Raw genomic sequence first — 25,016 nt, forward strand, 5'->3', positions numbered from 1 at the left:
ATATGTGTGGAATAGCAGGATTAATACATAGAGGAAAATCATCCAATGTAGGAAGTGAGCTACAAGGAATGCTTCAAGCTTTAAAACATAGAGGAGAAGACTCTACTGGATACGCATTGTATGGAGATACAGATGGTAAAAACTTTATTATGCGTTTCAAAGTTGGAGAAAATGTTGGTGAAGGAAGTTCTTCTATAATGGAGGATGTTTCGGTTTATGATCAAAGAAAAAAAAATTGTTGACCAATATTTATCTGAGTTGGGTGCAAAAATTGTTAAAGAGGAAAGAATTCTACCCTACTCTTTAAGATATGAACTTGCATATGACGTAAAAGATCTATTAGACTTTTCGCAAAAAATTGAAAGCATTCCAGGTGTTGAAATTTTATCTATGGGAAAATCATTAGAGGTAATTAAAGATCTAGGAAATGCTCAAATGGTTTGTGATAGATATAGTTTAGATAAACTTGTTGGAACTCACGCTATTGGTCACGCAAGAATGGCGACAGAATCTGGAGTTGATATTAAGTCTGCTCACCCTTTTTGGGGTTATCCATTTAGTGATGTTTCTGTAGTTCATAATGGCCAATTAACTAATTATTGGAATAATAGAAGAATGCTTGAGAATAAAGGTATGAGATTTATGTCTGAGTGTGACTCAGAATTGATAGCTGTTTATATTGCTCAAAAAATGAGAGAGGGAGCAAGTCTTGAAGAGGGTATGAAGGCATCTTTAACAGGTCTTGATGGAGTATTTACATATTTTGTTGCAACTAAAGATTCTTTAGGAATGGCGAAAGATACTATGGCTGCAAAACCTTTGGTTCTTTATGAATCAGATGATTTAGTAGCAATGGGTTCAGAAGAAATAGCAATCAGATCAGTTCTACCACAAGAGATAGATACATATGATCCATTTGATGGGGAGGTAAAAGTATGGCAAATATAAAAACTACAGAAAAAAAAACAAAGTCCCAGTCAATGGGTATGCACACAGAGGTGTTAACAGGAAGAACTCAACAAAAGTTTTTTAATCCTGATGAAGGTGAAAATCTTTATTATTTTGGAACTTATGATGTAGATTTTAATAAAAGAACAGAGCTAGATGTTAAAGAAATGTCAGCTCCAGAGGCTAATAAAGAGATAGACAATTTAATGAGCCAAGGTTATGGAACAATTGTTATTAAAAACCCTCAAGGTAAACACAGTTTAGGTGTTGGTATTTTAAATAAGTTGAACTTAATTTTTGAAGGAAGTTTGGGTTATTTTGGTATGGGTTCTTGTGATGGACCCACTGTAAGAATTAATGGTAGAGTTGGCTGGTCTTGTGCTGAAAACTTAATGGCAGGAAAAGTTGTTATAGAAAAAAATGCAGGATCTTGCTTTGGTGCCGCAATAAGAGGTGGTGATTTAATTTGTAAAGGAAGTGTTGGTGCAAGAACTGGGATTGACATGAAGGGTGGAACTATCATTGTTGGTGGTGACGCTGGAGCATTCACCGGTTTTATGATGCAAAGAGGAAGAATAATTATTCTTGGTGATGTTGGAATAAACTTAGGGGACTCAATGTATGATGGAACAATATTCATTGGTGGAAAAATAGGATCATTTGGAAGTGATGCTGTACCATCAGATCTTACAGACACTGATAAAGACTGGCTAAAAAGAAAGTTAAAAGTTGCAGAGATAGGTGAAAAATTTGATGTTAGTAAAATGACAAAAATAGTCGCAGGGAAAAAACTTTGGAACTATGATAATTTAGAACCTCATGAAAAGAAAGGAGCTATCTAATGGCTAAAAAGAAAGTTAAAAAAAATAGTAAAAAATTAAAAAAAACTAATGGAAGTGTTGGTGGAAAAGCTGATGTACATGCACACGAAGACGGTAAAAGAAACAAAAGTCTGTTAGGTCACAATGCTATTTTTACTCCTGAAGTCATAGACGATATTCATATTAAAGCTCAACTTGGAAGATACAGAATGCGTGGAATGGCATTGATGAAAAAAATTCCCACATTTGATGATTTAGTTTTTTTGCCAGGAACTCTAACAAGATTTGTAATTGAAGGTTATAGAGAGAAATGTGAAACAAAGACTATAATTGGACCAAATTGTGAAAACCCAATTGAACTAGATATACCAGTATATATTACAGGTATGAGTTTTGGAGCACTTTCTTATGAAGCAAAAACTGCTTTAGCAAGAGGAGCAACAATGGCTGGAAGTGCAACATGTTCTGGTGAAGGTGGAATGATTCCAGATGAAAGAAGATATTCTGAAAAATGGTATTACCAATGTATTCAATCAAGATATGGTTTTAATCCTCATCACGCTCAACTAGCTGATGCAATTGAAGTATTTATTGGTCAAGGGCAAAAAGTTGGAATGGGCGGACATTTAATGGGTCAAAAAGTTACTGATCAAGTTGCAGAAATGAGATCTCTACCATCTGGTATTGATCAAAGATCTCCAGCAAGACACCCTGACTGGTTAGGTCCAGATGATTTAGCTTTAAAAGTTGAAGAATTAAGACAACTTACAAAAAATAAAGTGCCAATTCAGTTAAAACTAGGTGCATCAAAAGTTTATGACGATGTTCGTATGGCTGCAAAATGTAATCCAGACTCAATATTTTTAGATGGTATGGAAGGTTCAACAGGAGCCGGTCCTCACATAGCTGCTGCAAATACTGGTATTCCAGGAATTGCTGCAATCAGAGAAGCAAGAAGAGCTATTGATGATGTTGGTAAAACTGGACAAGTGACTTTAATTTATGCTGGTGGTGTTAGAGATGGTGCTGACATGGCGAAGGCTTTAGCACTTGGTGCTGATGCAATAGCAATTGGGACTGGCGCTTTAATGGCTTTAAACTGTAATAAAGATATACCAGAAGCAAACTTTGAAAAAGAAATGGGTGTAAAAGCTGGTGAATGTTATCACTGTCATACTGGTCGTTGTCCAGTTGGTGTTGCAACACAAGATCCTAAATTAAGAGCTAGATTAAATCCCAATGATGCTGCATTAAGAGTTTATAATTACCTTCATGCAATGACATTAGAGGCTCAACTTTTAGCAAGAGCTTGTGGTAAAACTAATATTCACTCTTTAGAGCCTGAAGATTTAGCTGCTCTAACAATGGAGTCATCTGCATTAGCTAAAGTTCCGTTGACAGGAACTAACTATACTGTTGGTGTTGATAACTTTCACAAAATATAAGGAGTATTTATGGTTAAGAAAAAAACAAAAACAAAAGTAAAAAAAGAAAATCTAGGAGGAAAATCTAAAGAAACTGCTAGAGAAAAAATGATTGGGCAGCATATCGGTTACAGATATGATGTTAATCTACTACCTGATTATAAGAAAATGACTCCATTCTTAAAAAAATACGTAGAAGCTATGGGATGGGATGATCTTAACTGGTTAGAAGATATTCATATGGGTTATGAAGAGGATAGACCTGCTGTATTTTGTAGAAATGCAAATGGTTGGGTTACAATTCCAAAATCAATCAAATTGCCAAACAATCAACAAGACAGAGATATGATTGCAAGAGAGCTTTTAGTTAAATTTCAAATGTCTAAAAAGCACCCTCTTGTTGATTTGAAAAAAGCTTACCTTAAGTTTTAGCACCTCAATCAAAGGTTGATTATTTTTTAAAACTCATTGCTATTAGTCGCTTATTTAAGCAATGTATAGTTTGTCACGCCTCTATAAATTTTATAGTCTTTTTAAAAACTAATAGGAGAGAGATTATGGATGATCAATTAGGCGCTCTTACAGTTATATTTACAGAATTTTACTACTGGGTAACAGTAGTATTAATGTTCCTGATTCACGTCGGGTTTTGTATGTATGAAGTTGGAGCCTCACGATATAAACATCACCAGCATACTTTAATGAAAAATACCATGGTAATACCACTAGTAACGGTAACCTGGTTTTTCTTTGGTTGGTGGATTTATTGGGCATTCCCAACAGGACCGGGAATAGCACCTTCAATAATGAATGAGAGTTCAGCATTAATTACTGATGAAAGTACTTTTAGTGCGAAATGGTATGTGGCAAATACTGAATTTATGGCTGTCAACTTAGGTGACCGTATAAGTGGAGTATTCTGGGCTGCATTCTTACTATTTTCATGGACAGCTGCTTCAATTGTTTCTGGAGCAATCATTGAAAGAATTACAACTTTTGCATTTGGTATTTTAGCAATTGCAATTGGTTCGTGTTTCTGGGTAATTGATGCTGCATGGGGATGGCACTTTGATGGATGGATGCTTAAAATTTTAGGATATCATGACGCTTACGCATCAGGAGTAATTCACGCAATTGCGGGTGGATTTGCTTTAGGTGTTCTAATCGTTTTAGGACCTAGAATTGGAAAGTTCTCATCAAGTGGTGAACCAAGAAATATAGGACCAAGAAACCCATGGCTAGTTACAGTTGGATTATTTTTAATCTATACTGGTTTCTGGGGATTTTATGCGGCATGTAACATACCGATATTTGATCTTGGACCTGAGTATGGAATGGAAGGTGTAACGTACTGGACAGCAACAAACATATATGTAACCCCAACCACACTGAGTGGAATAACCTATAACTTCCTGATGTCATTATCAGGTGGATTATTGGCTGGATATGTGGTCGCTAAAGGTGATCCATTCTGGACTTACTCAAGTGGACTAGCTGGGATCATCTGTGCATCTGCAGGTAATGATTTGTATCACCCGATACAAGCAATGCTTATTGGTGCGATCGGTGTTGTTATAGCATACAAAATGCATTACTGGGTTGAACGTAAGTTCAAAATTGATGATGCAGTTGGTGCAGTAGCGGTACATGGTTACGCAGGATTTGTTGGTCTTGTAATTTGTGGGTTTGTTTTAAATGGCTATCCTTCATCTGGATACAGTGTTGGAGCTATGTGGGACGGATCAACTTATGCATCAATCAATCCACTGGGACAATTCCTTGGAGCAATTATAATGTTCGGAGTTCTTGGAATGTTACCAGGCTACGTTATTGCTAGAATACTAAGCGCTTTTGGTAAATTAAGAATACCGCGTGAAGTTGAAATAGCAGGACTAGACTATGAAATAATGGAGGACGATAGAGAAGCTGAAAAAGCGGTCGCCTCTTCAACTAGGTAAAGGAGAAAAAATATGGCTACAGTTACAAACTGGATAGATCATTTAAGTGCAAAAGAGGTTGTCGGAGCAATTTATCCGGGGGCTGGATCCACTGAAACTTTACTAGTTTTTCTTGGTGTAGTTTTTTGGATCGGCTGGCATGTTTTAACTGCTAGGTCTGAAAGTGAAAAACTTTCAAGGTTAGCAAGAAAGAGACATGGCGCTAATGATCATAAGAGCAATATTACCGACTGGTAATATCAATTAAAAAATTTGGGCGCTACTTAATTGTGGCGCCCTTTTTTTTACAAAAATTATACAATCATGGATAGAAATAATAACGAGGATCTGAGACCAAGTAAAATGAGAGGTGTCGTTTTTCCAAAAGCAAAGTATGGAGTGATAGCGGCTATTATCATCATTGTAGTAGGAAATATTTTCTACTATAAAGATTTTCTACTGTCCTTAATAAAATAAACTTAAAAAAATTTATGTGTGGAATTGTTGGCATCTACTTAAAAAATAAAAAATTTGAAAAAAATTTAGGAAAAATGTTATCTGGTATGCTTAATAATATGGAATCTCGTGGACCAGACAGTGCTGGCTTTGCAATTTATAAAGATGAAAGTAAAAAACTATACAAGTTTTCTTTATGTATTAACGATTTAAATTTTAATAGCTTTAAGAAAGAAATAACTAAAAAAATAAAAAAAGCTAGACTTACTCAAATCTCAGATCATGTAATTCTAAAAACTCTTGAGCAGCCAAAGAAAGTGATTGAGATAATTAATTCGAATTTTCCTAAAGTATCTATAGTTGGGTATGGCCGATCAATAGAAATATTTAAACAAGTTGGTAATCCTAAAGATGTAGTAAAAAAATTTAAATTAGATAGTTTTAGTGGTACTCATGGAATAGGTCATACAAGAATGGCTACAGAAAGCGCAATAACTACTGATGGATCTCACCCCTATTCTACTGGTGAAGATGAATGCTTGGTTCATAATGGTTCATTATCAAATCATAATAATTTAAGAAGAGAGCTCACCAAAAAAGGTAGTGTCTTTGACTCTGAAAATGATACTGAAGTTGCAGCAGGATATGTATCCAACAGTTTATCAAATAATAAATCTTTAAAAGATACGCTTACATTGGGTCTTAAAGATTTAGATGGTTTTTATACATTTATTACAGGAACTAGAAAGGGCTTTGCAGTTGTTAGAGATGAAATAGCATGTAAACCCGCAGTAATAGCAGAAACAAAAAACTATGTTGCAATAGCATCAGAGTTTCAAGCCATGGCACATTTACCAGATGTAAATAATGCAAAAATTTTTGAACCTGAGCCAGGTATTGTTTACTCGTGGGGGGATTAATGAAATTAGATTTAAAAAAAAAGAAATTAAGAGAAATTAATAATACTTTACAAAATTTAGATAATAAAAAAAATGATAGAGACTTTGTGATTATAAATCCTGAAGGAAGTCATGCATTATGTGCTGGATTAAATCAGGAAATGAAAGTTTTAATCAAAGGCCATGTTGGCTATTATTGTGCAGGAATGAATCAAAAAGCACATGTAACAATAGATGGAAATGTTGGAACAGGTGTTGCTGAAAATATGATGTCTGGAACAGTACATGTTAAAGGTAATGCTTCACAATCTGCTGGCGCAACTGCTCATGGTGGATTACTTGTAATTGATGGAGATGCTAGTTCAAGATGTGGTATTTCAATGAAAGGAGTTGATATTGTGGTTAAAGGTTCGGTTGGTCATATGTCTGCATTTATGGCTCAATCTGGAACAATGTTAGTTTGTGGTGATGCTGGTGAAGCTTTAGGTGATAGTCTTTATGAAACAGATATTTTTGTTAAAGGATCAGTTAAATCTTTAGGTGCAGATTGCATAGAAAAAAAAATAGAAAAGAAGCATTTAAATAAAATTTCAGCTCTTTTAAAAAAAAGTGAAATAAAAAATATTAAACCAGATAGTTTTAAGAGATATGGTTCGGCACGAAAACTTTATAACTTTAATATTGATAACGTATCAAGCTATTAATAATGTCAAATAATAAAAAAACTCATCCTCGTATATCATGGACTTTTGATGAGTATACAAATTCAGAAATAAGAAGAGCAGCAGAAACTGGAATTTATGATATTAGAGGTGGAGGTTCAAAAAGAAAACTTCCTCACTTTGATGATTTACTTTTTCTTGGTGCTTCAATGTCTAGATATCCTTTAGAAGGATACAGAGAAACTTGTAATACAAAAGTAACTTTAGGAACACGTTACGCAAAGAAACCTTTAGAGTTAGATATTCCTATTACAATTGCTGGAATGAGTTTTGGTGCGCTATCAGGGAGAGCTAAAGAAGCTTTAGGGCGTGGGGCAAGTATGGCTGGTACATCTACAACTACTGGTGATGGTGGAATGACACCTGAGGAGAGAGGTCAGTCTAAAAATTTAGTCTATCAACTTTTACCTTCTAGATATGGAATGAATCCTGATGATCTTAGAAAAGCAGATGCTATTGAAATTGTTATAGGGCAAGGTGCAAAACCTGGTGGTGGAGGAATGTTATTAGGTCAAAAAATTAGTGATCGGGTTGCAGAAATGAGAACTTTACCTAAGGGTATAGATCAAAGGTCTGCATGTAGACATCCTGACTGGACAGGTCCTGATGACTTAAAGATTAAGATTTTAGAAATAAGAGAAATTACAGGATGGAAGGTTCCAATATTTATTAAAGTTGCAGGGGCAAGACCATATTATGATACTGCTCTTGCTGTTAAAGCTGGGGCTGATGTTGTTGTTTTGGATGGAATGCAAGGTGGAACGGCTGCTACTCAAGAAGTCTTTATTGAAAATGTAGGTCAACCTACTTTAGCATGTATTAGACCTGCCGTAGACGCACTTCAAGATTTAGACCAACATAGAAAAGTTCAATTAATTATATCGGGTGGAATTAGAAATGGCGCTGATGTTGCTAAAGCAATGGCTCTTGGAGCAGATGCAGTTTCAATTGGTTCTGCTGCAATGATTGCATTAGGAGATAATGATCCTAAATGGGAAAAGGATTATAATAAGTTGGGAACTACTGCAGGGGCTTACGATGATTGGCATGAGGGAAATGATCCAGCAGGAATTACAACTCAAAAACCTGAATTAATGAAACGCTTTGATCCTATTGCTGGTGGACGACGTTTATCAAACTATTTAAAAGTAATGACGCTTGAAGCACAAACAATAGCTAGAGCCTCTGGTAAAAATGATTTACATAATTTAGAACCTGAAGATTTATGTGCACTTACAGTTGAATCTGCTGCTATGGCAAGAGTTCCACTAGCTGGAACTAGCTGGATACCAGGACTAAAAAATAAAAAATAGTATTGTTAAGACTAATTAACAGTTGTAAATTAACAAATAAAACATGCCTATAAATTTATCTAAAATTGCTAAAACTAAAAAAATTAAATATTTTTTGATTAGTTTTGTAGATTTTTTTGGTGTCTTGAGATCAAAATTGGTACCAGCACAAGCGATTGCAGACATGCAAAAAAATGGAGCAGGTTTTGCAGGTTTTGCAACTTGGCTAGATATGTCTCCTGCAGATGGAGATATGTTTGCCCTACCAGATCCTAAAAGCTTAATTCAATTACCTTGGAATAAAGAAATTGGTTGGTTGGCTTCTGATTTATATATGTATGGTAAACCTGTTAAGGCTTCACCTAGAGTAATGCTCAAAGAACAAATTAATAAATTAAATAAAAAAGATTTAGTCATGAAGTCAGGTGTAGAGTGTGAATATTTTTTGATATCAGAAGATGGAAGCAAAATTGCTGATACTAGAGATACTCAATCAAAACCCTGCTACGATCAGTCTGCTTTAATGAGGAGATATGATTTAATTAAAGAAATATGTGATAGCATGATTGCTATGGGTTGGAACCCATACCAAAATGATCATGAGGACGCTAATGGACAGTTTGAAATGAATTGGGATTATACAGATTGTTTAACCACAGCTGATAGACACGTATTCTTTAAGTATATGGTTAAATCATTAGCCGAAAAACATGGTTTAAGAGCAACATTTATGCCAAAACCTTTTAGTAATCTAACAGGTAATGGCTGTCATGCTCACATTTCTTTATGGAATGAAAAAATTAATAAATTTTTGGATAATGGAGACAAATTAGGTTTGAGCAAATTAGCATATAATTTTCTAGGCGGAATTATGAAGCTAACTCAGCCTTTGACCGCATTTTTTAATCCAACAATTAATAGTTATAGAAGAATAAATGCGCCGCCAACAAAATCGGGTGCCACATGGTCACCTAGTAGTATTTCTTATACAGGAAACAATAGAACTCATATGATAAGAATTCCAGATAAAGGTAGATTTGAATTAAGGTTAATGGATGGAGCAGTAAATCCTTATTTACTTCAAGCTGGAGTAATAGCTGCTGGTTTACATGGAATAAATAATAAAATAGATCCTGGTGAACCTTTATCTTGTAATATGTACACTGATTATAAAAATTACCCTAATCTAAAAAAATTACCTGACATAATTGAAGATGCATTAGATCAACTAGAAAATAGTAAAGAAATTAAGGAAGCATTTGGTGGTGATACTATTAAAAGCTATCTAAAATTAAAAAGATCTGAAATTAAAGATTTTAATCAAGAAGAAAAGTTTGATAAAAAAAGCTCAGTAACTCACTGGGAAAAAAATAGCACTCTTGATTGTTAATAAATGAAATCAATCCTGCAGAAAGATCTTTGGTCTATCACATCATTTTTAGAAAATAAAGAGTATAATTTTAATAAAGAAAATATACTCACTCAATTACCAGAAAAATTTATAGATGAAGCGATATCGGCCATATCTAGTTGGGATAACTACTCTCCTACTCCACTAATTAAATTAAACAAATTAAATGATGAACTAAAATTCCAAAATATTTACTACAAGGATGAAGATAAAAGATTTGAACTTAAATCATTTAAAGCATTGGGTGGAGCTTTTGCTGTTTACAAAATTGCAAGTGAAAAAAAGAACATAACAGTTTCGACAGCTACAGCAGGAAATCATGGAAGATCAGTTGCATGGGGTGCACAAAGACTAGGATTAAATTGTAAAATATTTATAAGTGAATTTGTTAGTGAATCTAGGGCTGAAGCCATGCGTAATCTGGATGCTGAGGTTATTAGAGTAAAAGGGAATTACGATAATTCATTAAAGGAATGCATCAAACAATCTAATGCAAATAATTGGGAAATTGTACAAGATGTGTCTTGGGAAGGTTACAAAGAAGTACCAAAATTGATTATGGCTGGGTACACAATAATGGTTAAAGAAATTTTAGATGAAATAAATTCAAATTCGATAACACACGTATTTCTTCAAGCAGGTGTTGGGGGAATGGCAGCAGCAATGATTGCTGGCTTTGCAAAATTATCTAAAAATATCCCAAAGTTTATTACTGTAGAGCCAGAAAATGCAGACTGTGTATTTCAAAGCATTAAGAATAATAAACCTACAACTGTTGATATAAAAAAAGAAACAATGATGGGTGGAATGTCTTGTGGAGATGTTTCAAGTATTGCCTGGGAGATTTTAAAAAATTCTACTAGCTACTGCTTAACCGTACCTGATGATGCAATCTCAACTACTGTTGCAATGTTAGCAGAAAAACATTTATCTGATGAAAAAATAATAGCTGGCGAATGTGCTGTACCAGGTATAATTGCGTTAATAGGCTCATTTAACAATAAAGAATACTTAGATAAGTTAGAGTTAAATGAACAATCAAATGTACTTTTATTTGGTTGTGAGGGTTTAACTGATAATGCAATGTACCAAAAATTACTAAGCGATGGATTACAAAAAATCTAAGTAAATATGACAAAAAAAGCTGTTGTTTGGATAAGAGAAGATTTTAGAATTGAAGATAATGAAGCCTTAGCTATTGCATCTCAAAATCATGAGTTTGTAAGTGCTCTTTATATTTATAACCCAAAAAATTTTGATAAAAAAAGAGAGGCTCAAAAATGGTGGATCTCTAAAGCTTTAGAAAATTTTAACCTAGATCTAAAAAAATTAAATATCACATTGGAAGTTCAATTAGGTGATGAACTAGAGGTATTATCAAATTTAAAGAAGAAAGATGATGTTACTGTTTATTGGAGTAAAGTATATGAACCAGATGTAATTAATAAAGGTAAAAAAATAAGAGATCAATTCATTAAAAATGAAATTCAATATAAATATTTTAAAGGAAATATTCTTGTAGAGTTTCAGGAAATGACTAAAGATGATGGTACACCTTATAAAGTATTCACTCCTTTTTGGAAAAAAACTGAGCAACTTTATATCTCAAAAGTACCTTCTAAATCTATAAAAGTTAAATCAAAAATAAAAAAAATAAATATATTTAAAAAATCAATTTCTATAAAAGAAATTTTACCTAAAAATAATTGGCATAAGAAATTTGAGAAATATTGGATACCGTCTGAACTAGAAGCTAAAAAATATTTACAAGAATTAATAAATAATAGAATTGAGGGCTATGGTGAGGCACGAGATATTCCAGGTGTTAATGGAACCTCCAAGTTATCTCCTTTCTTAAAATTTGGACAAATACATGTGGAGACAATTTGGAAGAAATGCCAAGACATTAAAATAAAAAAAATGGGATATAGAAAGTATATTAATGAATTAGGATGGAGAGAATTTTCTCATAGTTTAATTAATTACTTCCCGCAAATGTTAAAAGGCAACCTTAGAAAAGATTTCGATAATTTTCCTTGGGTTAAAAATGATAAATTTCTTAAAGCTTGGAAAAAAGGTATGACAGGATATCCCATTGTAGACGCTGGGATGAGGGAACTGTACGAAACAGGATGGATGCATAATAGAGTAAGAATGATTGTTGCTTCTTTTCTTGTAAAGCATTTAAGAATTCATTGGAACGAGGGTGAAAAACATTTTAAAAATTGTTTGGTTGATTATAATGAAGCTAGTAACGTTGCTCAATGGCAATGGGTTGCAGGCTGTGGTGCCAATGCAGCTCCTTATTTTAGAATATTTAACCCTATTCTTCAGGGTGAAAAATTTGACAAAGATGGAATTTATACAAAGAAATGGGTTCCAGAACTTAAAAACATGCCTAATAAATTTTTATATAAGCCATGGGAACTAGAAAGCAAATACCAAGAACAGATTAAAGTTATTGTAGGTGCAGATTATCCAAAACCAATTGTAGACCACGCTGAAGCAAGAAATGCTGCCTTAGAAGCTTTTAAAACAATTAAGAAAAGCTAATCACCTAAGTAATGAAGAACAATCAATCTGTTCTGTTTCTCAATTCTATGCTCAAAAAGATATAACCCCTGCCAAGTTCCAAGTAACAACTCATTATTTTTAACACTCAAAGAAATTTGATTGTTAGTTAACGAAGACTTAATGTGTGCGGGCATGTCATCTTTTCCTTCAGCTGTATGGATATAAAGGGAATTATCCATTGGCACGAGCTTATTAAAAAAATTTATTAAGTCAGTTTGAACATCTGGGTCTGCATTCTCTTGTATTATTAATGAAGCACTAGTGTGTTGAATGCTTATATTGATAATTCCATTATTAAACTCATTATCATTAACCCATTGATTTGTTTGGTTGGTAAATTCATAAAGACTTTGACCATTTGTATCTAATTCTAAATTAAAAAATTCTTGTCTCATAGCTTGTTATATTTGATAGATGTTAATTCATATAATCTACTAATAGTTCTTTTAAATATTTTTTTTAAATCCTCCGAGGAACTTAATAAATCTAATTGTAATTGAGATGATATCATTAAAGGTATATTTTTTTCATAAAGAATATCAATTAGTGTAATAAATCTTTGTTGTTGATTAGAATTATCAATATTAAAAATGGGAATATTTTCTATGACGATAAAGTTACACACTTCAGCTATTTTTATATAATCCTCTGCTCCAATGTTTTTAGAACATAGTTCTTTAAAATCGAAACGTGCTATTCCATTGAAATAATTCTTAATAATAAACTTTCTACTTTTAATAATTAAGGTCATTTCTTTGTTAGGAAGATTTTTTGTTATTTTTCTAAAAAACTTATTAAGTTTAAAATTTATTGTTTCATTTAATGGAAAAAAATATCTTTCATTTTTATTTTTTGAGGATTTTCTATAGTCTCCTTCAATGATTAACTTTGCTTGAAAGCATCTTTCTTTCATTATTTTAATAAAGGGAAGAAATTGATCTCGTTGTAAACCATCTTTATAAAGATCATTTAATTTTACATTTGATGTAAATAAAACTTTTATATTCTCATCAAATATTTTTTTGAATAGGTTGCCTAAAATCATAGCATCTACAATGTTAGTGACCTGAAACTCATCAAAATAAATTAATCTAGCTTTACTTTTTAATTTTTTAACAAATTTATCTATAATATTTTCTTGGTTATTTTCTTTATTTCTAAAAACAAAATCATGAAAACTAATCATAAACTCATTAAAGTGAAATCTTTGTTTAGCTTTATCAAAATTATTATAAAAAAAATTTAATATCATCGTTTTACCTACTCCCACATCTCCTTGTAAATAAAATCCTTTTTTTAAATTTTGTTTAATAAATATTTTTTTTAAAAACGATTTATTAAAATTTTGATTGTAAAATAAATTTAGTTCTTCTATTAGACTTAATTGATTGTGATTAGTTTCTAAATTATTTTTTTTACAATAATTTATAAATAATTTATTTAAATTCATTTTTTTGTTTTAAAATCTATCCCATACTCTGACCTGGGGCCTTTTCTTAATCCAAAAGGACCAGATATAAACAATGTAAGAGGTTTTGTTTCTGGTTTAAGATCTACTCTATGTAAATTATTTGCTGATCTAAAACCAATATATCCAGCTGGTCTCCAAAATCTTCCAGTATTTAGTGTTTCCCAATAACCACCTCTTAATATGATTGTTATGTAAGGAAATGTATGATTATGGACCCCTTCTCCGTGATCATCAGCCAGCATTTCGTGTAATAAGATGTTAAATGGAAACCATTTTGGTCTATGTCTTAATAAGACATAATATCTATTCATCCAAGGTTTGGCTTCATTAAAATGGGGGTGAGATGGTCCTCGATCTAATACTATTTTTTTTTCTTCCTAATTTATCAAGTAACTTTAGAAACATTGTTTATTTTAGTTTAATAATTGAGTCATTTTTAACTAAATACAAATTCTTATTTGAGATAAACGGTTCTGATATTTTATTATTATCAATTTTCAATATTGATTGAGTTTTACCAGTCGATACATCAATTACTAAAAGTTTGCCACTATCTGTAGTTAGCAATATATTATCAGACCCTACTACAAAGCCTACAGGTTTTATTTTATTTCTTTTTTTTGTTTTAAATTTATCAAAGACGTCAGTTATCCTAATAATATTTCCAGTAGGTTTATCTATAACAACCAAAAAACCCTTAGTGGTTATAGTAAAAATTAAGTCACTTATTATTACAGGTTTTAAATATGAACTGATATTTTGTGTCCAATTGTTAAAGCCATTTTCTAAATTAACAGAATAAAATGAATTGTTATTATTTGAAAATAATACAGAGTTTTCATTTATAACTAACGGTGATAACTTTAATAAAAAAGGTTTAATTGAAGAATCTTTATCTCCCGTAGTAGTTATCCATTTTAAGTTCCCATTATTAATATTCAGAGCAATAACATCGCCTACTGAATTATTAAATATTACAATTTCTTTATCAATAACAATTGATATTTTTTTTATTGATTTAATTATGTTATTTTCACTTTTGTGCCGCCAAATTAATGAGCCATCAATTATTGAAATGCAGCTTAAAACGTTGTTGGAATCTACTACATAGAATTTACTGTCCTTAACTTTTATATCAGAAATGAATGGTGCGTTATTATATTTCGTCCATAAAATTTCTCCAGTTTCAATATTTAATGCATAATATTTAGAAATGCTATCTGTAACAATTAAAGTATCATTATTTTTTGCAAAAAATAAAATTGGATGATTTTTTTTTTCTTGTTTATTATAATAATTTTTTTTCCATATTAACTTTGAGTTTTGATCAAACTTAATTATTGATCCTTTATTGTCAAAAAATATCAAATTGTTATTATGAAAGATAATTTCTGGTTCAAATTGATCAAAATATTTTATTTTTGAAAATTTATATTTAGATATCTTTTTTAAGGTACTGGGAGAATCAACAATTCCATCATTATTTGTTGTCTCTGAACTATTGTTAAATGTATTGTTGAGTTCTAATTTAATCTTTAGTTCTGGATTTAATTCTTTTTCTAGGGCTTCCTTTTTTTGAAATATAAATTCTTTATTAGAGATTATTTTTTCATTTTTAATATTGGTTTCTTTAGTCCAAAATTTTGAATTTGAATTAAATGAACAGTTGCTTATAAAAAAAAATATTAATAAAAGTTTTAAAACACTATTCACTTAAATCTCTATTTAACCTTTTTTTTGATGCCAGCTTAATTTCATTATTCGCTTGAGGTAATGCTAAAATCTGATTAAAAAATTCTTTTGCTTTTTGTTTTTCACCCTTTGAATAAAAATATTCAGCAACAAGATATAAGGAATGGGATTTCCATATACTTTCTGAATTAATTATAGGGTTCAGAATTTTTAATAATTCATTTTCTGATACAAAATTAGAGTTAAACAGCCCTTTTTTATAAATGTTTAGGTTTTTAATCTCTTTTTCTAGATTGGTTTTATTAATTAGCTCATCAAATAAGACATTAATTTCTTCTAAATCTTTTACTAAATTGTTATCTATTAAAAAATATAATGCTAGAGGTGAATACGTTACGTCATTTTCTTTAACTATATTAATTAAATTTTTAACTGTGTTTTCTGGTTCCTCAGGTTTAAAATTTATCGTAGTTAAGTTAAATTTTTTAGCTAAATTAAATTTTTCTTTTTTTTTAAAAGCATCATAGGAAAAATAACCTATTATTAAAATCAACAATATTGAGGTACCTATGAGCAAATTTTTCTTATTATTAATAAAAAAATTTTTTAACTTTTCATTTCTTGTATTTGTATCAATTATTGCGATCTCTTCATCCATATCTAAATCATATTCCTTAGTACATATTGAAGTATTCCACCATTTTTATAATACTCTAATTCGTTTTTAGTGTCTATTCTACATAGAGTTTTGATCTTTTTAATATCTCCTGAAGCATATTTTATTTCAACCTGAACATGATCTGATGCATTTATACCTTCTTCTATTTGAAGAACAGTTATCAACTCTGATCCAATTAATTTTAAGTTTAACCTATCGTTTCCTTCAGTAAACTGTAGAGGTAAAACACCCATTCCAATTAAATTAGATCTATGAATCCTTTCAAAGCTTTCTGCTATTACAACTTTCACACCTAGTAATTTTGTTCCTTTCGCAGCCCAATCTCTTGATGATCCTGTTCCATATTCTTTTCCACCTATAACAACAAGGTCTGTGCCTCTTTTCTTATATTCCTCTACAGCACTATAAACTGGCATCACTTTTTCTTCTGGATATAGTTTTGTAAACCCACCCTCTGTTCCTGGTGCCATTTCATTTCTTATTCTAATATTTGCAAAAGTTCCTCTCATCATTACCTCATGGTTTCCTCTTCTTGATCCGTATGAATTATAGTCTGTTGGAAGTATTTGATGTTCCATAAAATACTCACCTGTTGGGCTTTCTTTTTGAATATTTCCTGCTGGAGAAATATGATCTGTTGTAACCATATCCCCTAAAATTAAAAGTGGTCTTGCATCTTCAATAGGTTTAAACCCCTCAGGTTGATCAGGTAAATTTTCAAAAAATGGTGGTTTCTTTACATAGGTTGAACCAGCGTCCCAATTATAAATACTTGTGTTTTCAGTTTTAATTTCTTGCCACTGTTTAGGACCTTCTGAAACATTTGAATATCTTTTAACAAACATTTCTGCATTAAGAGACTCTCTTAATGTGTCTTCAATTTCTTTATTTGATGGCCAAATATCTTTTAAAAATATATCTTTACCATCTTTACTTTTTCCTAATGGCTCCTTGTATAAATCAAATTCCATATGACCAGCAAGTGCATAAGCCACTACAAGTGGTGGTGATGCTAAATAATTAGCTTTTATATGTGGAGATATTCTTCCTTCAAAATTCCTGTTTCCCGACAAAACTGATACAGCGTAGATATTTTCTTTATCTATTGCTTGAACAATTTCTTCCGGTAAGGGTCCTGAGTTTCCTATACAAGTCGTACAACCATATCCAACTAAATTAAAACCAAGTTTATCTAAAAATACATTTAGTCCTGCTTTTGCTAAATAATCAGTAACCACTTGTGATCCTGGGGCTAATGATGTTTTTACCCATGGTTTAGTATCCAAACCAAGTTCAACAGCTTTTTTTGCTAATAACCCAGCTCCAATTAATACATTTGGATTAGATGTGTTAGTGCATGATGTTATAGCTGCAATTAATATTGAACCATCTTTAATTTCATAATCTGTTCCTGATACTTTTGAGACATGTTGCTCTTTTCTGCCAGTTGCATCCTCAAAAACTTTTTTAAATCCAGTAGATGCATCTGTTAATAAAACTTTGTCCTGAGGTCTTTTGGGCCCTGAGATTGTTGGAACAACTGTAGACATGTCTAATGATAAAGTGTCTGTAAATTCGACTTGATCATTAGCCCACAAGCCTTGTTCTTTTGCATACTTCTCAACTATATTTACTGTACTTTCGTCTCTTCCTGAGAATCTTAAATATTTTAATGTCTCTTCATCAATTGGAAAAAAGCCACATGTTGCTCCATATTCTGGTGCCATATTTGCAATTGTTGCTCTATCTGCAAGAGTTAAATTCTTTAAACCTTCTCCATAAAATTCAACAAATTTTCCAACAACCCCTTTGTCTCTTAACATTTTTACAACTGTTAAAACTAAATCTGTTGCAGTAGTACCTTCGGGCATTTTATTTTTAACTTCAAATCCAATTACTTCAGGAATTAACATAGAAATTGGCTGACCCAACATTCCAGCTTCAGCTTCTATTCCACCAACACCCCATCCAAGAACAGACAAGCCATTAACCATGGTAGTATGACTATCAGTACCAACTAACGTGTCAGGAAATAAATAGTCCTCATCTTGAAATTTTTCAGACCATACTACTTTTGATAAATATTCTAAATTAACCTGATGACAAATCCCAGTTCCAGGAGGAACAATTCTAAAGTTATTAAATGCTTGTTGACCCCATTTTAAGAAGGAGTATCTCTCACCGTTTCTTTTAAATTCAATATCAACATTTTTTTCAAAAGAGTCTTTATTTGCTGATTTGTCTACTTGTACTGAATGATCAATTACAAGATCTACTGCAGATAGTGGATTAATAGTATTTGGATCTTTATTTTTTTCTTTGACAGCCTCTCTCATAGCTGCAAGATCAGCAACCGCTGGTATTCCCGTGTAATCTTGTAATAAAACTCTAGCTGGCCTATAAGCTATCTCTGTTAATGATTTTTTTGTCTTTAACCATTCCTTAATTGCTTCTATTTGGCTTTTAGTAACTGATAGATCATCTTCGTATCTTAATAAATTTTCTAATAAGACCTTAAGAGATTTTGGAAGTTTTGAAATTCCATCTAAACCATTTTTTTCTGCTTCAGATAAAGAATAATATTTATATTCAGCATCATTTATACTGATAGATTTTAAAGAGTTATATGAATTTTTATTTCCTGGTTTCATTTAGTTTTAGATGTAGAACCCTATTATACAAACGATAAGTAGCAATGACATAGCATAATTAAATCGTTTAATAAAATTATTATTTGTAGCAAATTTCCTTAAAAACTTACCTAAAAATGTCCATGAAGTGATACTTAAAAATGCTGTTATACTACAAACTACAATTACCCAAATAGAGTGATTCAAATAGTTTTCCCCTTGTTCTACAAAATTTGAACTCAATGTAACTCCAGCCATTACTCCCTTTGGGTTAATAAACTGAAAGATAAATTTATCCAAAAACTTTACTGGATTTTCTGTTCTTCCATCTGAAGAAATCTTTGAAAATGAAATTTTATAGGATAAATAAATTAAAAAAATTGTTCCAAGGACTCTGATAATTTCTTGAATGATTGGATAATTTTTGAACGTTGATATTAAAACAAAATTAATTGATATAATTAAAGCTGTATAGCCAAAACCAACTCCTAGGATTAATGGTAAAGTTTTTCTTATACCAAAATTAAAACCTGAATATGCAGCAACAGTATTATTTGGTCCTGGAGTAAATCCTAATGATAAGGAAATTCCTATTAATAATAATAATTCTGGATGCATAAAAAATTAAGCTACTGGAAGACCATTTTTAGATTCTTGTGATGGATGAAGTAATATCACTTTTCCCTCTTTATCAATTGAACCTAAAATAAGAACTTGTGAAACTATTCCTGCAATATTTTTTTCAGGAAAATTACAAATACCCACAACTTGTTTTCCTTTTAAATTTTCTTCATTATAATAATGAGTAATTTGTGCTGAAGACAGTTTAATTCCAATTTCTTTCCCAAAATCTACTTCAATAACTAAGGAAGGTTTACGTGCTTTTTCATTTTTTTTTACAGAGATTACTGTTCCAACTCTAATATCTATTTTATCAAAATCATCATAGGTTATTTGTTCTTTCATATATTTAATATATAATAGATGTTATTTATGAGTACAGAAAATAGTTCAGATCAATTATTTGATAATTCCGTTAAAATTTTAACTGATTTAATTAGCTTCAAAACAATATCTGGAGAAGATAATAGCTCTTTGATTAATTATTGTGATGATATTTTAAAAAAGTTAGGTGCCACTTCTTTTAGAACTTACGATGATGAAAAAAAAAGAGTAAATTTATTTGCTACACTAAAAGCTAAAAATTCAAATAATAAAAAGCCAATTATTTTATCAGGCCACACTGACGTTGTTCCAGTATCAAAGGGTTGGAGTTCAGATCCTTTCACAGCAATGATTAGAGAAGACAAGTTATATGGTAGAGGTTCATGTGATATGAAAGGTTTTATTGCATGTACTTTAGCATATGCACCAATTTATTCTAAATCAAATTTAGATAGAGATATTCATTTCTCATTTACATTCGACGAAGAAACAGCATGCCAGGGTGCCCCTATTCTAATAGAGGAATTAAAAAAAAGAGAAATTAAAAATGGTATTTGTATTATTGGTGAACCGACTAACATGAAAATTATTGACGCTCATAAGGGGTGTTATGAATACACAACCTATTTTAAAGGTTTAGCAGGACATAGTTCAGCACCTCATAAAGGTGTAAGCGCTGTTGAATATGCATCAAGATATGTAAATAAATTAATTGAACTTAGAGAAAAGCTTAAAAGTAGAGCCCCAAAAGACTCTATTTTTGACCCACCACACTCTACCCTCTCTATTGGTGGTGTGTTTGGTGGTATTGCTCACAATGTAATAGCAGACAAATGTCATGTTAATTGGGAAACACGACCAGTTGTTAAAGAAGATGGAGTATTTTTAAATCAAGAAATCGACAAGTATGCAAATGAGGCATTATTACCTGAAATGAAAAAAATTTTTCCTAATGCCTCAATTGAAAAAGATATTATTGGTGAAATAGTTGGGTTTGATAGACAGGATAAGTCAGATGCTTGTGAATTAATTTCGAGTTTAACAGGTGATAATTCTAGGCAAGTTGTTTCATTTGGAACAGAGGCTGGATTATTTCAAGAAATTGGGATTAGCACAGTGGTTTGTGGTCCAGGATCAATTGAACAAGCTCATAAAATAGATGAGTTTATAGTTTTAGATGAGCTTAAAAAATGTTTAGCTTTGTTGGATGGAATTAAAAATAATTCTATTTCTAATTAATCGTTCCATCCACTAACAACTTTAACTTCAAGATACTCTTCAAGCCCTAATTTACCAGCTTCACGACCAATACCAGAATGCTTATAACCACCGAAAGGAGCATCTGGTGCTAAACCAGCTCCATTTATATCTACCATTCCTGATCTTAATTTTCTAGCAACTCTATTAGCTTTTTCTTGATCTTGAGTTTGAATAAAATTTAACAATCCATATGGAGTGTCATTTGCAATTTCAATTGCTTCTTCCTCTGTTTCAAAGGGTATAATTGATAAAACAGGTCCAAATATTTCTGTTCTTGCAATTTGCATTTGATTATTAACATCTGCAAAAGCAGTAGGTTTAACAAAATATCCTTTATCAAGTCCATCAGGTTTACCGGTTCCACCAGCAACTAATTTAGCACCTTCATCAATACCAACTTGAATTAAAGCTTGAATTTTATCAAACTGGGCTTTTGAAACAACAGGTCCAATATGATCACCTTCTTTTGTTGCAATATCAACTTTCATCGAATTAGCAAAATTTTTTACTCTTTCAACTGTTTCATCATAAATAGATTTTTCAACTAACATTCTAGTTGGTGCGTTACAAGATTGTCCTGAATTTCTAAAACATCTTAGAGCACCTCTTTCAACTGCTTCGGCATCTGCATCTTTAAATATAATATTCGCTCCTTTTCCACCAAGTTCAAGGCTAACTCTCTTAAAATCATTTGCTGCATTTTGAGAAATTAAAGCACCTGCTCTAGTAGATCCTGTAAATGAAACCATATTTACATCAGGGTGACTAGTAAGTGCATTTCCAGTAATTGCACCATCTCCATTAACTAAATTGAATACACCTTTTGGTAATTTAATTTCATCAATCATTTCTGCTAAAATCATCGATGATAATGGGGCTATTTCAGATGGTTTGAGTACCATTGTACAACCTGCAGCGATTGCTGGAATTACTTTTAAACAAGTTTGGTTCATTGGCCAATTCCATGGAGTAATTAACGCACAAACTCCTTTTGGTTCATGTAAAATATTATTGTTCAAAGCATGTTCTCCTAATTTTGCTTCAAACGTATATTCTTTTAAAACTTTTATATAAGATTTTATATGACTAGCTCCAGTTCCAGCTTGTAATTGTGTTGAAAAATCGATTGGTGCTCCCATCTCAAGGGTTATAGCCTTAGCCATATCAGCCCATCTTTTTTTATAAACAACATATAGGGCTTCTAAATATTTTAATCGTTCTTCTTTGGTTGAAAATGCCCATGTTTCAAAAGCTTTGGTAGCAGCCCTTACTGCATCATTTACATCTTCTACTCCACCTAAAGATATAACGGCACACTCTTCCTCTGTCGAAGGATCTGTTACCTTGAAATCATTTATTTTTTTTGGGGAAACCCATTCACCATTGATATAAAATTTTTTCTTATCTAACATTTTAAGAAACTATCCTTTCTTTATGATTTTGCAAATAAATTTGTAAGTTCGTAAACAATGGTTGCTGCAGCTAACGAGGTAACTTCCGCATGATCATATGCTGGAGAAACTTCAACGACATCTGCAGAAACAAGATTTAAACCAGACAGACCTCTTAAAACATTGACCATCTCTCTTGTAGTCATACCAGCAATTTCTGGTGTTCCGGTTCCTGGAGCAAAGGCTGGATCTAAAACATCTATATCAATAGATAAATAAAGTGGATTGTTACCAACTCTTTTTTTAATTCTTTCTGCTATTTTGTCAGTTCCTTCTGTTTGAAACTCATCACAATGAATTATTTTAAATCCAAAACTTTCGTCATTTTTAATATCATCTCTACTGTAAAGAGGGCCTCTAATGCCAACATGCATTGAAGAATCATCTAGAAACAAACCCTCTTCTCTTGCTCTTCTAAAAGGAGTTCCATGTGTATAAGGAGCACCAAAATACGTATCCCAAGTGTCTAAATGTGCATCAAAATGCACTAAGGCAACTGGTCCATTACATTTTTTATTAATTGCTCTTAACAAAGGTACTGCAATTGTATGGTCACCACCTAGGCTAATTATACCACCAACTTTATTCAATAAATCTGTTGCTCCAGCTTCAATCTGTTTTATCGACTCATCAATACTAAATGGATTACAAGTGATATCACCAGCGTCAGCAACTTGTTGTACTTTAAAAGGTTCAACATCATAACTTGGATGATAATTGGTTCTTAAATGTCTTGAAGCCTGTCTAATACTCATTGGACCAAATCTAGCTCCTGGTCTGTAACTTGTGCCAGCATCAAATGGAATTCCAACAATTGCTACATCACAACTTTCAACATCTCTTAGTTCTGGTAATCTTGCAAATGTTGATGGGCCAGCAAATCTTGGAACTTTAGTTCCGCTAACTGGCTGAATTGGGTTTTTATTTCTTTCTTTTTTCATTTATAAATAAAATGTACCACATTCTTTGATAATGGAATATCTTCTATCTTTATAATTATGAACTTAATAAGAGCCATTTTACTACTAATTATTTTTATTACCCCACTAAAAGCTAATACCATTTATAATCTTATCAAAATACCCAACTTGGAAATTTATGAAATAAATACTAAAAATAAGCTTAAATATTTTTATGCTACAAGACCCTTTAGGCTAGGAACTCAAAAAAATATTGTTTGTTCAGATCCAAATAAGAAAGATTTAGATGTAAAATATAAAATTATTCATAAAAATCTTAAAAGATATTCTTATAATTATCTAAAAAAAATTAATCTCAAATATATTGTTATGTGCGAAAATTTATCCATCTCAGAACTATATACAGCTGGTATTCCAGATAATGTAATGAAAACATTAATTCTAGATATTAAATTTAATGAAGATTACTTTGAAAGAGTAATCCATCATGAAGTTTTTCATGTAGTATATCTTCAGCATAAAGAAGTTTTTAATGAAGAAGAGTGGATTAAATTTAATAATTCTAAATTTAAATATGCTGAATGTTCTACATGCACAAAAAATATATCATTAGAAAAATATCAAATAACTAATGGCTTTTTTACAGAATACTCTAAATCAACAGCCTCAGAGGATATGGCAGAAGTTTACTCACATATGATCTTTTTAAAGGAAAAAGAAATTAACCAAATTCGTAAATCAGACCCTATTTTAAATAATAAAATTTCATATATTGAAAATAGAATAAAAGAAATAGATAGTTCATTTACTTTTCAATGATAAAAAAAATTAAAGCTTCCAAATCTGAAAAATTTATTTTTATTTTTTTAATTTTATTAGGTATCACAACTTTCTGCACATATTTTATAGTTAAAAATAAATGTTTATTTGTCAAAGATGTTGATCCAAAGGATATTACCTTTAAAAAACCAAATAATATTGCAATTTTAAATGCACCTTGTGGAAATGTAATTATAGAACTTTACCCAAATATCTCACCTAATGCTGTTCAAAGATTTGTAACTTTAATTAGATCCAATGCTTATGAAAATATTGCGTTTCACAGGGTAATTGAAAACAAACTTATTCAGGCTGGTGATCTAGAGTTTGGAAAAAAAGGAAATTTAGATTATGGAAAAATTGGTACTGGAAAATCAGGTTTAGGTACAATTAAATCAGAAATTGACAATAATTTTAATTACACCAAAGGTAGTGTCGGATTGGCTCGAACATTTAAGAACGATACTGAAGACAGTCAATTTTTTATTATCTTACAAGATGAACCATTATTTGAAGGTGAATATACACCTGTTGGTAAAGTTGTTTACGGCCTAGAAGTCTTAAAAAAAATTAAATATGGAAGACGATCAGAATATATTTTAAGACCTGACTTCATTAATTGGTTTAAAATGCTTAATTAATAAGGGATAAAATCTCAGGTTGAA

General features: G+C 31.4%; 24 protein-coding genes and 1 pseudogene. 15 read left to right on the plus strand and 10 right to left on the minus strand.

Translation table 11 applies throughout. The annotated features are described in order from the left end of the window. The first annotated feature begins 2 nt into the window (after nt 1–2). The 12 genes and pseudogenes from ABXT52_RS04720 (at nt 3) to ABXT52_RS04775 (ending at nt 12,463) form a co-directional block, all read left to right on the plus strand. Nucleotides 3–948 (plus strand): annotated as a pseudogene (locus tag ABXT52_RS04720) (class II glutamine amidotransferase). Next, nucleotides 936–1,790, plus strand: a complete 855-nt coding sequence (locus ABXT52_RS04725) for a GXGXG motif-containing protein (protein ID WP_415271428.1) — start codon at nt 936–938, stop codon at nt 1,788–1,790. Before ABXT52_RS04720 ends, ABXT52_RS04725 begins: the two are co-directional and overlap by 13 nt. Further along, nucleotides 1,790–3,214 (plus strand): FMN-binding glutamate synthase family protein, encoded by a 1,425-nt coding sequence (locus tag ABXT52_RS04730; protein ID WP_415271429.1) that lies wholly within the window; start codon nt 1,790–1,792, stop codon nt 3,212–3,214. The genes ABXT52_RS04725 and ABXT52_RS04730 overlap by 1 nt, the downstream gene beginning before the upstream one ends. Nucleotides 3,215–3,223: 9 nt before the next feature. After that, entirely contained in the window at nt 3,224–3,625 is a 402-nt protein-coding gene (locus tag ABXT52_RS04735; RefSeq protein WP_271482723.1) for a hypothetical protein, read from the plus strand. A 125-nt stretch (nt 3,626–3,750) separates the two neighbouring features. Further along, complete coding sequence (locus tag ABXT52_RS04740; protein ID WP_415271430.1) at nt 3,751–5,151, plus strand: ammonium transporter; 1,401 nt, start codon at nt 3,751–3,753, stop codon at nt 5,149–5,151. Between the two features lie 12 nt (nt 5,152–5,163). Then, nucleotides 5,164–5,388 (plus strand): hypothetical protein, encoded by a 225-nt coding sequence (locus tag ABXT52_RS04745; protein WP_415271431.1) that lies wholly within the window; start codon nt 5,164–5,166, stop codon nt 5,386–5,388. Between the two features lie 233 nt (nt 5,389–5,621). Next, the gene (locus tag ABXT52_RS04750; RefSeq protein ID WP_415271432.1) at nt 5,622–6,506 is read left to right on the plus strand and encodes a class II glutamine amidotransferase; all 885 of its coding nucleotides are present in this window, start codon (nt 5,622–5,624) and stop codon (nt 6,504–6,506) included. Further along, a complete protein-coding gene (locus ABXT52_RS04755) occupies nt 6,506–7,189 on the plus strand; it encodes a protein glxC (RefSeq protein WP_415271433.1) in 684 nt (227 codons plus the stop codon). The genes ABXT52_RS04750 and ABXT52_RS04755 overlap by 1 nt, the downstream gene beginning before the upstream one ends. A gap of 2 nt (nt 7,190–7,191) precedes the next feature. After that, nucleotides 7,192–8,520 (plus strand): FMN-binding glutamate synthase family protein, encoded by a 1,329-nt coding sequence (locus tag ABXT52_RS04760; protein WP_415271434.1) that lies wholly within the window; start codon nt 7,192–7,194, stop codon nt 8,518–8,520. A gap of 43 nt (nt 8,521–8,563) precedes the next feature. Continuing rightward, entirely contained in the window at nt 8,564–9,889 is a 1,326-nt protein-coding gene (glnT, locus tag ABXT52_RS04765) for a type III glutamate--ammonia ligase (protein WP_415271435.1), read from the plus strand. 3 nt (nt 9,890–9,892) lie between these two features. Continuing rightward, on the plus strand, nt 9,893–11,035 hold the full coding sequence (locus ABXT52_RS04770) for a diaminopropionate ammonia-lyase (protein WP_415271436.1): 1,143 nt from the start codon (nt 9,893–9,895) through the stop codon (nt 11,033–11,035). A gap of 6 nt (nt 11,036–11,041) precedes the next feature. Next, entirely contained in the window at nt 11,042–12,463 is a 1,422-nt protein-coding gene (locus ABXT52_RS04775; protein ID WP_415271437.1) for a cryptochrome/photolyase family protein, read from the plus strand. Here the strand turns inward: ABXT52_RS04775 and ABXT52_RS04780 are convergent. From ABXT52_RS04780 to ABXT52_RS04815, 8 genes are all read right to left on the minus strand, one after another. Further along, nucleotides 12,460–12,879, minus strand: coding sequence for a secondary thiamine-phosphate synthase enzyme YjbQ (locus ABXT52_RS04780; protein WP_415271438.1), 420 nt, complete (start codon nt 12,877–12,879; stop codon nt 12,460–12,462). The genes ABXT52_RS04775 and ABXT52_RS04780 overlap by 4 nt on opposite strands. Beyond that, on the minus strand, nt 12,876–13,934 hold the full coding sequence (gene zapE, locus ABXT52_RS04785) for a cell division protein ZapE (protein WP_415271439.1): 1,059 nt from the start codon (nt 13,932–13,934) through the stop codon (nt 12,876–12,878). Before zapE ends, ABXT52_RS04780 begins: the two co-directional genes overlap by 4 nt. Then, nucleotides 13,931–14,266, minus strand: a complete 336-nt coding sequence (locus tag ABXT52_RS04790) for a hypothetical protein (RefSeq protein WP_415271440.1) — start codon at nt 14,264–14,266, stop codon at nt 13,931–13,933. Before ABXT52_RS04790 ends, zapE begins: the two co-directional genes overlap by 4 nt. A 97-nt stretch (nt 14,267–14,363) precedes the next feature. Beyond that, on the minus strand, nt 14,364–15,668 hold the full coding sequence (locus tag ABXT52_RS04795) for a PQQ-binding-like beta-propeller repeat protein (protein ID WP_415271441.1): 1,305 nt from the start codon (nt 15,666–15,668) through the stop codon (nt 14,364–14,366). Continuing rightward, on the minus strand, nt 15,661–16,305 hold the full coding sequence (locus ABXT52_RS04800) for a hypothetical protein (RefSeq protein WP_415271442.1): 645 nt from the start codon (nt 16,303–16,305) through the stop codon (nt 15,661–15,663). Before ABXT52_RS04800 ends, ABXT52_RS04795 begins: the two co-directional genes overlap by 8 nt. A 2-nt stretch (nt 16,306–16,307) precedes the next feature. Then, entirely contained in the window at nt 16,308–18,977 is a 2,670-nt protein-coding gene (gene acnA / locus ABXT52_RS04805; RefSeq protein ID WP_415271443.1) for an aconitate hydratase AcnA, read from the minus strand. A gap of 6 nt (nt 18,978–18,983) precedes the next feature. Next, nucleotides 18,984–19,574, minus strand: a complete 591-nt coding sequence (locus ABXT52_RS04810; RefSeq protein WP_415271444.1) for a LysE family translocator — start codon at nt 19,572–19,574, stop codon at nt 18,984–18,986. A 6-nt stretch (nt 19,575–19,580) separates the two neighbouring features. Then, nucleotides 19,581–19,922, minus strand: coding sequence for a tRNA-binding protein (locus ABXT52_RS04815; RefSeq protein ID WP_415271445.1), 342 nt, complete (start codon nt 19,920–19,922; stop codon nt 19,581–19,583). Nucleotides 19,923–19,949: 27 nt separating this feature from the next. On the opposite strand from ABXT52_RS04815, the gene argE reads away from it, so the two are divergent. After that, the gene (gene argE, locus ABXT52_RS04820; RefSeq protein ID WP_415271446.1) at nt 19,950–21,140 is read left to right on the plus strand and encodes an acetylornithine deacetylase; all 1,191 of its coding nucleotides are present in this window, start codon (nt 19,950–19,952) and stop codon (nt 21,138–21,140) included. Here the strand turns inward: argE and ABXT52_RS04825 are convergent. Together ABXT52_RS04825 and speB are read right to left on the minus strand one after the other, a co-directional pair. Next, nucleotides 21,137–22,573 (minus strand): aldehyde dehydrogenase family protein, encoded by a 1,437-nt coding sequence (locus ABXT52_RS04825; RefSeq protein ID WP_415271447.1) that lies wholly within the window; start codon nt 22,571–22,573, stop codon nt 21,137–21,139. The two genes, argE and ABXT52_RS04825, sit on opposite strands and share 4 nt — an antisense overlap. 20 nt (nt 22,574–22,593) lie before the next feature. Beyond that, a complete protein-coding gene (gene speB, locus ABXT52_RS04830) occupies nt 22,594–23,553 on the minus strand; it encodes an agmatinase (RefSeq protein WP_415271448.1) in 960 nt (319 codons plus the stop codon). A gap of 57 nt (nt 23,554–23,610) precedes the next feature. On the opposite strand from speB, the gene ABXT52_RS04835 reads away from it, so the two are divergent. Together ABXT52_RS04835 and ABXT52_RS04840 are read left to right on the plus strand one after the other, a co-directional pair. Then, nucleotides 23,611–24,351, plus strand: a complete 741-nt coding sequence (locus ABXT52_RS04835; RefSeq protein ID WP_415271449.1) for a putative zinc-binding metallopeptidase — start codon at nt 23,611–23,613, stop codon at nt 24,349–24,351. Next, nucleotides 24,348–24,992 (plus strand): peptidylprolyl isomerase, encoded by a 645-nt coding sequence (locus ABXT52_RS04840; RefSeq protein WP_415271450.1) that lies wholly within the window; start codon nt 24,348–24,350, stop codon nt 24,990–24,992. The genes ABXT52_RS04835 and ABXT52_RS04840 overlap by 4 nt, the downstream gene beginning before the upstream one ends. The last annotated feature ends 24 nt before the right edge of the window (nt 24,993–25,016 follow it).

The organism is Candidatus Pelagibacter sp. Uisw_121, from assembly GCF_047722545.1.
Taxonomy (GTDB): Bacteria; Pseudomonadota; Alphaproteobacteria; order Pelagibacterales; family Pelagibacteraceae; genus Pelagibacter.